This is a genomic window from Thiobacillus sp. (genome assembly GCF_030696885.1).
Lineage (GTDB): Bacteria > Pseudomonadota > Gammaproteobacteria > Burkholderiales > Thiobacillaceae > Thiobacillus.
This window is the reverse complement of the sequence record NZ_JAUYRI010000020.1, coordinates 106,623-117,070: the sequence shown is the minus strand read 5'-3', so window position 1 is coordinate 117,070 and position 10,448 is coordinate 106,623. Positions and strand designations below refer to the sequence as shown.

General features: G+C 64.3%; 11 protein-coding genes. 3 read left to right on the top strand and 8 right to left on the bottom strand.

Features of this window, described 5'->3' with window-relative positions; genetic code table 11:
• On the bottom strand, positions 1-349 hold a 349-nt coding region (gene dut, locus Q8R61_RS10665), incomplete at its 3' end, for a dUTP diphosphatase (protein ID WP_305537008.1).
• Positions 350-371: 22 nt separating this feature from the next.
• A complete protein-coding gene (gene coaBC / locus Q8R61_RS10660) occupies positions 372-1,577 on the bottom strand; it encodes a bifunctional phosphopantothenoylcysteine decarboxylase/phosphopantothenate--cysteine ligase CoaBC (RefSeq protein ID WP_305537006.1) in 1,206 nt (401 codons plus the stop codon).
• 33 nt (positions 1,578-1,610) lie between these two features.
• Here coaBC and radC point away from each other — a divergent pair, with 33 nt between their 5' ends.
• The 3 genes from radC to rpmG all read left to right on the top strand — a co-directional run bounded on the left by radC (position 1,611) and on the right by rpmG (position 2,823).
• Positions 1,611-2,285 (top strand): DNA repair protein RadC, encoded by a 675-nt coding sequence (gene radC / locus Q8R61_RS10655; protein ID WP_305537004.1) that lies wholly within the window; start codon positions 1,611-1,613, stop codon positions 2,283-2,285.
• A gap of 122 nt (positions 2,286-2,407) precedes the next feature.
• A complete protein-coding gene (gene rpmB / locus Q8R61_RS10650) occupies positions 2,408-2,644 on the top strand; it encodes a 50S ribosomal protein L28 (RefSeq protein ID WP_305537002.1) in 237 nt (78 codons plus the stop codon).
• An 11-nt stretch (positions 2,645-2,655) separates the two neighbouring features.
• Positions 2,656-2,823, top strand: coding sequence for a 50S ribosomal protein L33 (rpmG, locus tag Q8R61_RS10645; protein WP_011313102.1), 168 nt, complete (start codon positions 2,656-2,658; stop codon positions 2,821-2,823).
• 98 nt (positions 2,824-2,921) lie between these two features.
• On the opposite strand, the gene Q8R61_RS10640 is transcribed toward rpmG, so the two are convergent.
• From Q8R61_RS10640 to htpX, 6 genes are all read right to left on the bottom strand, one after another.
• Positions 2,922-4,094, bottom strand: a complete 1,173-nt coding sequence (locus Q8R61_RS10640; RefSeq protein WP_305536991.1) for a fatty acid desaturase — start codon at positions 4,092-4,094, stop codon at positions 2,922-2,924.
• A gap of 123 nt (positions 4,095-4,217) precedes the next feature.
• Positions 4,218-5,423, bottom strand: a complete 1,206-nt coding sequence (locus Q8R61_RS10635; protein ID WP_305536989.1) for an OmpP1/FadL family transporter — start codon at positions 5,421-5,423, stop codon at positions 4,218-4,220.
• A 28-nt stretch (positions 5,424-5,451) separates the two neighbouring features.
• Positions 5,452-7,266 carry a long-chain fatty acid--CoA ligase gene (locus Q8R61_RS10630; RefSeq protein WP_305536988.1) on the bottom strand — a complete coding sequence of 605 codons (1,815 nt, stop codon included), beginning with the start codon at positions 7,264-7,266 and terminating at the stop codon, positions 5,452-5,454.
• Positions 7,267-7,325: 59 nt separating this feature from the next.
• Positions 7,326-8,573 (bottom strand): RsmB/NOP family class I SAM-dependent RNA methyltransferase, encoded by a 1,248-nt coding sequence (locus tag Q8R61_RS10625; RefSeq protein ID WP_305536987.1) that lies wholly within the window; start codon positions 8,571-8,573, stop codon positions 7,326-7,328.
• Positions 8,574-8,628: 55 nt separating this feature from the next.
• A complete protein-coding gene (locus Q8R61_RS10620) occupies positions 8,629-9,321 on the bottom strand; it encodes a VC0807 family protein (RefSeq protein ID WP_305536985.1) in 693 nt (230 codons plus the stop codon).
• A 10-nt stretch (positions 9,322-9,331) separates the two neighbouring features.
• Entirely contained in the window at positions 9,332-10,216 is an 885-nt protein-coding gene (gene htpX / locus Q8R61_RS10615) for a protease HtpX (RefSeq protein WP_305536983.1), read from the bottom strand.
• Positions 10,217-10,448 lie beyond the last annotated feature (232 nt).

The window sequence follows — 10,448 nt, the reverse complement described above, 5'->3', positions numbered from 1 at the left end:
CTAAAACTAGTTGTGCCAGACGGTCGAAGGGCTGGAGCGTGAATGCCTCCGAGCCCCGGTTCCAGCACGACACCATCAGCTCGCCCTGATAGTCCGAGTCGATCAGCCCGACCAGATTGCCCAGCACGATGCCGTGCTTGTGACCGAGCCCCGAACGCGGCAGGATCAGCGCGGCATAGCCGGGGTCGGCCAGATGGATGGCCATGCCGGTCGGGATCAGCCGGGTTTCGCCGGGCGCCAGTACGATTGGACCATCGATGCAGGCCCGCAGATCGAGCCCGGCGGCGCCCGGGGTGGCGTAATGCGGCAGCTGATCGCGCAGGCGGGTGTCGAGAATCTTCACATCCATCTTCATAGTCGTCGGGATTTCGTCAGTTGAGCAGGGTTGCGAGGTGGCGGATCAGGTGTCGCGCCTGGGTGGATTTATCGGCCCGCGGCAGCGGATGCGCACCCCGGTCGTCGAACAGCACCAGCTCGGCCGTGTCCTGCCCGAGCGTGTCCTGCGCCAGGTTGCCGACCAGCAGCGGCAGCTTTTTCTTCAGGCGCTTGGCTTCGGCATGCTCGGCCAAGCGCTCGGTCTCGGCGGCGAAGCCCACGCAGAACGGCGCATCGGGCAAGGCGGCGACCTCGGCCAGGATGTCGGGGTTGGGAACCAGGTTCAGCGTCAGGCCCGCATCGCTTTTCTTGATTTTCTGCGTGGCGGCCGCTTCCACCCGGTAATCGGCCACCGCCGCCACCGCGATGAAGACGTCGCTTGGCAGTTCGCGCAGCACCGCGGCGCGCATCTCGGCAGCACTGTGCACGTCGATGCGGCGCACCCCGGCCGGCGTGGCGAGGCAGGTCGGCCCCGACACCAGGCACACTGCGGCGCCCGCTGCCGCGGCTGCCTGCGCCAGCGCATAGCCCATCTTGCCGGAGCTGCGATTGGTCAGCCCGCGCACCGGGTCGATCGCCTCGAAAGTGGGGCCGGCGGTGATCAGCACCCGTTTGCCCGCAAGCGGCCCTGCCCCCAGCATGCCGGGCAGCGCGGCCAGGATCTCGGTCGGCTCCAGCATGCGTCCGAGGCCGGTTTCGCCACAGGCCTGTTCGCCCGCGGCCGGCCCCAGCACGTTGACGCCATCCGCACGCAGCTGCGCCAGATTGCGTTGGGTCGGCGCGGCCGCCCACATTTCGCGGTTCATCGCGGGCGCGACGGCCAGTTTGCAGGTACGGGCAAGACTCAGGGTCGACAGCAGATCTTCGGCACGGCCGTGGACGAGCCTCGCCAGAAAGTCGGCCGAGGCCGGTGCCACCAGCAGCAGGTCGGCATCGCGCGACAGGTGGATGTGTTCCATGCCGTCGCCGCGGGCGGCCTCCCACAGCGAGGCCAGCACCGGCTTGCCGGAAAGCGCCTGGAAGGTGAGCGGGGCGACGAATTGCTGCGCGGCGGCGGTCATCACCACCTGCACGTCGGCGCCGGCCTTGACCAGCAGACGACACAGCTCCGCCGCCTTGTAGGCTGCGATGCCGCCGGTCACGCCCAAGAGGATTTTTTTGCCTGCCAGTGCCACAGTCTCGATTCCCGGCCCGGATTCCATGAAAATGGCACATTCTACGGGAGGGGGGCAGCGATGGCGATCCGCGACTGGCCGGAGGACGCGCGTCCGCGCGAGAAGCTGTTGAAGCAGGGAGCGGGGGCGCTGACCGACGCCGAACTGGTCGCGGTGTTTTTGCGCACCGGCGTGGTCGGTAAAAGCGCGGTCGACCTCGGTCGCGAATTGATCGCACGCTTCGGTGGGCTGGGCGGCCTGTGTCGCGCCGACCGGAAAACCGCCTGTGAAGCACCCGGCGTCGGCGAGGCCAAATACGCGCTGTTGCAGGCGGTGATGGAAATGGCGCGCCGCACGCTGGCCGAGGACATGCAGGCGGGCGACGCGCTGACCTCGCCCACTGCCGTGCGCGACTACTTGCGGCTGATGCTGCGCGGCAAGGAATACGAGGTGTTCTGCTGCGTGTTTCTGGATGCCCAGAACCGGGTGATTGCGGTGGAGGAGCTGTTTCGCGGCACCTTGACGCAAACCAGCGTCTACCCGCGCGAAATCATCCGCCGCGCGCTGGCGCACAATGCTGCCGCGCTGATCCTCGCGCACAACCACCCGAGCGGGGTGGCCGAACCCAGCCAGGCCGACCGCGTGCTCACCCGGCAACTGGCGGATGCGCTGGCCCTGGTGGACATCCGCGTGCTCGACCACTTCATCGTTGCGGGCGCGTCCTCGCTGTCTTTCATGGAGTCGGGCCAACTCTGAGCGCTCGCCCCACTTGCCTCGCGCTTGCAAGCTGTGATATAAATCGCGGTTCTCGGGTTAGCGCTCATTGCTATTCCCGCCAGTTAACCGGTTTCGTTCACCCTTAATTTTGGAGCAGTGTCATGGCTCGCGTATGTATCGTAACGGGCAAGAAGCCCATGGTCGGGAACAACGTTTCCCACGCCAACAATAGAACCAAGCGTCGTTTCCTGCCCAACCTGCAATATCGCCGGTTCTGGGTCGAGAGCGAAAACCGCTGGGTGCGTATGCGTTTGTCCAACGCCGCCCTGCGCACGATCGACAAGAACGGCATCGACGCCGTGCTGGCCGATCTGCGCGCCCGCGGCGAAGCGATTTAAGGAGCTGAATCATGGCTAAAGGCGGACGCGAAAAGATCAAGCTGGAGTCCACTGCGGGCACCGGTCACTTCTACACCACCACCAAGAACAAGAAGACCATGCCGGAGAAAATGGAGATCAGCAAGTTCGATCCCAAGGCTCGCAAGCATGTGATGTACAAGGAAACCAAGCTGAAGTAATCCAGCGTGGCTGTCCAATAAAAAACCCGCCGGTTGGCGGGTTTTTTATTGCGTGCTGCGGGTGTTGTGCAGTACCGGGGGCCGCAGCCCCCTTTCGGTCAGGCGTAGCTGCGCAGGCGCACCGAGAACTGCTGCAGCGACTGGATGCCGCTCTCTTCAGCGCGCTTGCACCAAGCCTGCAACTGCTCCAGCAACTGCTCACGGCTGGCGGTGGAACGGCCCCAGATGGCAGCCAGTTCCTGGCGCATGCGATAGACGGTTTGCAGGCGCTCGCTCTTGCCCAAGAGCGTGTCGAGTTGAGCCTTGTCGGCCGCCGCCAGTTCGGTGGGTTCCTTGTACAGCCAGCTGCGGAAACTGTTGAGGTTCCAGTTTTCCGGCAGGTTGGCGCCGGCCTTGAGCCTGGCGATTTCGGCGGCGGTGTCGGCGCGCACGCTCTTCACGTAGCGCGTCATCACGTCATAGCGGTGGGTGATCACGGCCTGCAGGGTATCGAAGTCGCACAGTGGCTTGGCGGGCTGCCATTTCACCGTCGGCGCTACCTTGCGGACGGTAGCCAGGCCGACGTAAGTCATCAGCTTGATGTACATCCAGCCGATGTCGAATTCGTACCATTTGTTCGACAGGCGTGCCGAGGTGCCGTAGGCGTGGTGGTTGTTGTGCAGTTCCTCGCCGCCGATCAAGATGCCCCACGGCAGGATGTTGGTGCTGGCGTCCTCGCTGGCGAAGTTGCGGTAACCCCAGTAGTGGCCGATGCCGTTGATGATGCCGGCGGCGGTGACCGGAATCCACGCCATTTGCACGGCCCAGATGGTCAGGCCGATGGGGCCGAACAGGGCGAGGTTGATTGCCATCATCAGCCAGATGCCTGCAGCCGAGTGACGACTGTAGACGTTGCGCTCCATCCAGTCGTCGGGCGTACCGTGGCCGTATTTTTCCAGCGTCTCGGCGACCTTGGCCTCGGCGCGATACAGCTCGGAGCCCTCCCAGAAGACCTTCTTGATGCCCCGTGTCTGCGGGCTGTGCGGATCTTCAGGGGTTTCGCATTTGGCGTGGTGCTTGCGGTGAATGGAAACCCATTCCTTGGTGACCATGCCGGAGGTCATCCACAGCCAGAAACGGAAGAAATGGCTGACGATGGGGTGCAAGTCGACGGCGCGGTGCGCCTGCGAACGGTGCAGGAAAATGGTGACGGCAGCGATGGTCACATGGGTCAGGCCCAATGCCACGACGACATAGCCCCACCAGGGCAGATCAAACAAGCCTAATTGCATGGTTTTCGGTTCCTAAAAAAGGACAATCACGTCTTGGAATATACGGACAAACCCCATAAAAATCAAGGTTTATTCGCGTCCGAGCTGGGGCCCGCAGCCCGCCTGGGGCCGCCCGGACCGGGGTCAGAAATCCATCGTCAGCTGCGCCGACAGGATGTCGACCGAGGCATCGTAGGTGCCGGAAAGATTGATCGCGCCTTCGTCGAGGGACGCGTCCTTGACGAACAGGTGAGCATAGCCCACATCGATCTTGCTACGCTCGGACAGCCGGTACTGCGCGCCGAATGCCAGCCAGGTGCGGTCCTCATCCGGGATGCGTGCGGTGCGGAAATCATCCGACGCGGCCCGCTGGTCGAAAGCCACGCCGCCGCGTAAGGTCAATTTGTCACTGTAGCGGTAATTGGCGCCCACCGAGTAACGGTAGGTATCCTCCCAGTTCTCGGTTACAACCGGCACCACCGGCGCGCCGGCAGTATTGACGATGCGCAGTTCGTCGAAATCGCTCCAACCGGTCCAGGTCACGTCGGCCAGTAACTCCCAGCGCGTATCCAGTTTGTGGAACAGGCTCAGCGAGGCGGAATCGGGCAGGGTGACATCGGCAAAAACAGGATTTACGACTGTTGCACCGTTCACTTTGAGCGTGCCTTCAAGAGTATTGTCGATCTCCGAACGATAGGTGACGCCGATCCGGGTCGAGTCGTTCAGTTTCCACAATGCACCCAGGTTGAATCCCCAGCCATAGTCGTCCCCTTTCACCTCGCCGACCGGGGCACCGGGAGCGCCTCCCGTGGCATTGGTGAGGGTCGCTTCGATGTATTGCAGGCTCAGCCCCGCGCCCAGTGAGAGCGATTCGCTGGCCTTCCAGGCGATCGAGGGGTTGATGACGATGGTCTTGACCTCGGACTTGATCGCCTGGGTACGGCCTTTCCACGTGGGATCGTATTTGGTCGCGAGGCCGAAGGGTGCATTCATGCCGACACCCAAATGCACATCCGGCGTTAGACGGAACGCGAAATAGGCATTGGGCACGAAAGCCAGCCCGCCCGCATCGCCCCCGTTGTTGCCCGTGAGTGCCGAGGTGCCGGAAAACTCGGCCTGCGGCATGATGAGATGGCCAGCCATCACCACCTGTCGGTCCGGCAGATAGGTCATGCCCGCCGGATTGAAGAAAATCGTGCTGGCGTCGGTCGCGGCGGCGGCCTGACCAGCGTAGGCATTGCCCAGCCCGCTGGCGTTCTGCTCGATCAATGCGAATCCGGCGGCGCTCGCAAATGGGGCGCAGCCCATCAGCATCAGGCCTGCGGCCAGGCGGTTAACACGAAACATCATGAAGGTCTCCTTTGAATAATCGGAATGCTTAGCGTACGGAATCCGCGTAGAGGGCCTCGATCGCATCGCGGTAGCGATCGATTATCAGGTCGCGCTTGATTTTGAGCGTGGGGGTCAGGAGGCCGTCTTCCAGGGTCCACGGCTTGAGGTCCAGGTGCAGCCGGCGAATCTGGGCGTAGCCCGCGAAATGCTTGAGCTGATGCGCGACGTGCTTGGTCAGCGCCTTCACCACCTTGGGGTCGCGCAGCGTGGCCGGCTGCGCCGGGTCGAGGTGACGATGGGCGGCAAAACTCTTCCAGTGTTCCTCGTTGAGGACGATCAGTGCGGCCAGATAGGGCTTGCCTTCACCGACGATCATCGCCTGCTCGAACAGGGGGTCGAGCTGGATGGCGGCTTCCATTTCGGACGGCGGCACCTTCTCGCCGTTGTTCAGCACGATGATGTCCTTGATGCGACCGACGATCGAATAATGGCCGTCGGCGGCCACGCTGACTTTGTCGCCGCTGTGCAGCCAGCCCTCGGCATCGATCATGGCGCGGGTGGCGTCCTCGTTCTTCCAGTAGCCACGCATCACGCACCGGCTGCGGGTGAGCAGTTCGTCGTTGTCGCCGATCTTCACCTCAACCCCGGGCAGCGGCTGACCGATGCTCGATGGCACGTTGGAGTCGGGACGGTTTGATGTCACCACCGGGCTGCTCTCGGTCAGCCCGTAGCCCTGGTAGATCGGCACACCGAGGCCGATGAAGACATGCGCGATTTCGGGCGACAGCGCGGCGCCGCCGGAAATCGCCAGGCGCAGCCGGCCGCCCAGTTTCTCCGTGACGTTGCCCGCCACCAGTTTGTCGAGCAGCGGCCACAGCAGCAGTTCCGGATGCCAGCGTGCCCGCCCCTGCTCCACCTCGAAACGCCGCCATCCCACTTTGACCGCCAGCTTGAACAACAGGCGTGCGAGCACGCCTTTCTTCTCCAGATTGTCCTGGATGCGCCGGTACACCCGCTCGTAGATGCGCGGCACCGAAATCAGCACGGTCGGGCGAATGTCCTGCAGGTCCTGCGCCAGCTGGGCGATCGAGCGCGCATAGGCAACTTCGGCGCCGGTCAGCATCGGCAGGTAATAGCCGCCGGTGCGTTCCAGCGTATGCGACAGCGGCAGGAAGGACAGAAACACCTCGTGCGCGCCGAAATCCGCGCATTGCGACGCGTAATACGCATTCCACAACATGTTCTCGTGCGTCAGCATCACCCCCTTGGGGCGTCCGGTGGTGCCCGAAGTGTAGACGATGCTGGCCAGCAGGTCGGTGGTGAGGTGGCGTTCGGGAATCGGAGTATCGGTCGCGGCCGCCAGCCAGTCGGCTGCGACGGCTAAGCGCGTGCTCCAATCGGACAATCTGTTTTCCGGCGCCACCAGGCTGACGATACGCTGCAGGCTGTGCGCCGTGCCGGCGATTTCGGCCAGCTTCTTGTGCTGGAACTTGCCTTCGATCAGCAGCAGTTTGGTGTCCGAGTGGTCGAGGATGTAAGCCGCGCTGTCGGGGCGGTCGTCCAGATACAACGGCACCGTGACCAGCCCCAGTCCGAGCGCGGCCTGGTCGAAAATCACCCACTCGACACAGTTTTTCAGCATCACCGCGACGCGATCGCCAGGCAGCAGGTCCTCCTTGACCAGCGCGGCCTGCCAGCGGGTCACTTCGCTTGCCACCTGCGCCCAGGTGAAACTCACCCAGCTGCTGCTTTTTTCGTCGAACTGGCGATAGGCCACCTGGTCGGGCGTTGCGGCGACGCGCGCGCGAAACAGGCCGCACAGCGTGCCAAGCGTATCGGGATGGAGTGGCGTAGCCGTCATATCAGGTCAATCCAGCAGCCAACATAGACGCCGAAGTTTCATCTGCAATCCGGATCGGGTCAAGCGGCGGATTTGACCAGCACCGCGGCGAAGAAACCATCGGTGCCATGCACGGCGGGCGACAGCTTGAGCAGGGCGCCGGTATCGAGCGGAATCTTGTGCTGCGCCAGCAGTTCGTTTACCGGCAGCAGCGTAAAGCCGCCTTCGGCCAGCAGCGCGTCGACAATGGCTTCGTTCTCTTCCGGCAGCAGGCTGCAGGTGGCGTAGACCAGGCGCCCGCCGGGCTTCAGCAGTCTGGCCGCCGCGCGCAGGATCGCGGTCTGCTTCTGCGTCAGCTCGGCCACGCTCTCGGGCGACTGGCGGAATTTCAGGTCGGGGTTGCGGCGCAGCGTGCCCAGGCCCGAGCATGGCGCGTCGACCAGCACGCGGTCGAGCTTGCCGGCGAGCCGTTTGACGCGGGTGTCGTTTTCCGACGCGATCAGCTGCGGCATCACGTTCGACAGCCCGGAGCGCGCCAGCCGGGGCTTCAGGTTGGCGAGCCGCTTTTCCGCCACGTCGAACGCGTACAGCCGGCCGGTCGACGCCATCATCGCGCCGATCGCGAGCGTCTTGCCGCCGGCGCCGGCGCAGAAATCGCACACCATCTCGCCGCGCCGCGCGCCCAGCAGCAGCGCGAGCAGCTGGCTGCCCTCGTCCTGTACTTCCAGGCTGCCATCGAGAAACAATGGATGGCGGTTGATCGCGGGGTGTTCCTTGAAGCGAATGCCCCACGGCGAATACGGCGTCGCCTCGACCGCCAGGCCCTCCGCCTGCAACTGCGCCAACACGGCGTCGCGGCCGGCCTTGTGCGCGTTCACCCGCACGTCGAGCGGTGCCTGCTGCTGCAGCGCGCGGCCGAGCGCCAGGATGTCGGCATCGCTCATCGACTGCTGCAGCTTTTCGATCACCCAGTCGGGCAGCTCGGCCGCCACCGGCAGCGGCAGGTCATCGGTTTTGGCGTTGCGGATGTGGTCGATCAGCTCCGGCCGGGCGAACTGCTCCAGCGTCGCGCCGCTCATGCCGCGCGACTTGATCAGCCACGCAATGATCAGGGTGCGCGGATTGGCCGCCGGCACCACCACCGACAGATAGCGGTAGCGCCGCAGCACGCCGAACACGGCCTCGGCCACGAAGGCACGGTCGCGCGCGCCGAGCTTCTTGTGTTCGCGAAAAAAGGCCGACAGCACGGCATCGGCCGGGCGTTTGAAATCCAGCACCAGGTCGAGCGCCTGGGTGGCGAGTTGCAGCAGGGCGGGGGTCAAGTCCATAAGGGGTCGCGACGGAGACGGCGAAATCCGCCCATTATCCCCCAGTCGGCCGCGCTTACTGACGCGCGGCGTGCAGCATCTCGGCGAACTTGAGTCCGGTGAGGCTGTGCACCGTCCGTGCCAGGAAGACCAGCACCGCCATCATCATCAGCATCGACGGCAAGGCGATCATCGGATAGCTCAGCAGCGTCAGCCGCCCGAGCTCCTCGTTGAACGCCGCACTGCCGGCAGGACTGGTGACGATCCAGGTCGCCAGCGCGTAATTCATCGCAGACGAAAAGAAAAACGTGCTCGCCAGCAGCGTGTTGGCCAGCAGCAGGCGCTGCTCGAACACGTCGGCGGTGCCGCGTTCGTCCAGCTGCTGCTGCACCCGCGTGACGTCGACCACCGCCGGGTTGTAGAGCAGCGTGCGCACCAGCGGGTAGCGGGTCCGCGCCGAGATCAGCACGGCCAGCCCGATCACGCCCGGCACGGCCGCCTCCTTGATCGCCAGCCACTGCGGGTCAAGCGCCAAAATTCCGATGCCACCGGTGAGCAGAACGCTGACCAGTCCCAGCACCGCAAGCCAGCCCGGCTTGCCGCGGCGCACCATTTCGAACGCACCCCAGCCCAGCGGGAACGCCAGCGCCAGCAGCAGCGCGTTCATCGCGCCAAGCGCGTCCTCGCTGCTGAATTTCATCAGCACCAGTGCGGGGACGAGGATCGTGAACGCGAGTTCGAGCAGCGAGTGGGCAGGACGTTGTGCCATCGTGACGCCCTTACGCCGACTGCAGCACGCTGCGCAGCGCGGCAATACGCTCTTCCAGCGGCGGGTGCGTCATGAACAGGCGCTTGAGCCCGTGGGCGCCGCCGCCGGCGATGCCGAACGCGGCCATTTTTTCCGGCAGCGGGGCCGGATGCAGGCTGTTCAGGCGCTCCAGCGCGGCGATCATCGCCGTGCCGCCGGCCAGGCTGGCGCCGCCGCGGTCGGCGCGGAATTCGCGCTGGCGCGAGAACCACATGACGATGATCGACGCCAGGATGCCGAGCACCATCTGGGCGACGATGGTGGTAATCCAGAATGCCGGGCCATGGCCGCGTTCGTTCTTGAACACGACGCGGTCGACGGTGTGGCCGATGACGCGCGACAGGAAGATCACGAAGGTGTTCACCACGCCCTGGATCAGCGTCAGCGTGACCATGTCGCCGTTGGCGATGTGGGCGATTTCGTGGCCCACCACCGCCTCGGCCTCGGGCCGCGTCATCTTCTGCAACAGGCCGGAGGACACCGCAACCAGCGAACTGTTGCGGGTCATGCCGGTGGCGAAGGCGTTGACTTCGGGGGTGTCGAAAATGCCGACTTCGGGCATGCCGATGCCGGCGTCAGCCGCGTATTTCTTCACCGTGTCGACCAGCCAGAGCTCGGTCGAATTCGACGGCGACTCGATCACCCGCACCCCCATCGATTTTTTCGCCATCCATTTGGAAATGGCGAGCGAAATGAATGAACCGCCAAAGCCCATCACCGCAGCCATGACCAGCAGCGAAGTCAGATTCAGCCCGGTCTCGGTGAGATAGGGCTCAAGGCCCAGCACGCGCATGGCGATCGACAGCACCAGCAAAATGGCAATGTTGGTGGCAAGGAAGAGGGCAATACGTTTCATCAAGTACTCCAGTGGAAAATCCGGACAGCGAACGTGTTTAAGATGGTGTTGGCTTGCGCAAGTTCAAGGTGGGCGCGGACATTATCCCAAATCCGGGGGCTTTTCATGCTGCGGCGTCGACAGCCGGCAACAACGGGTGCACGGCCTCGGCCGGCGTCATCACCCGGAACAGCGGCGCGCAGCGGCGGCGCAGCCTGGGCACCGCGCGATCCTTGCTGATCAGCCCATGCGC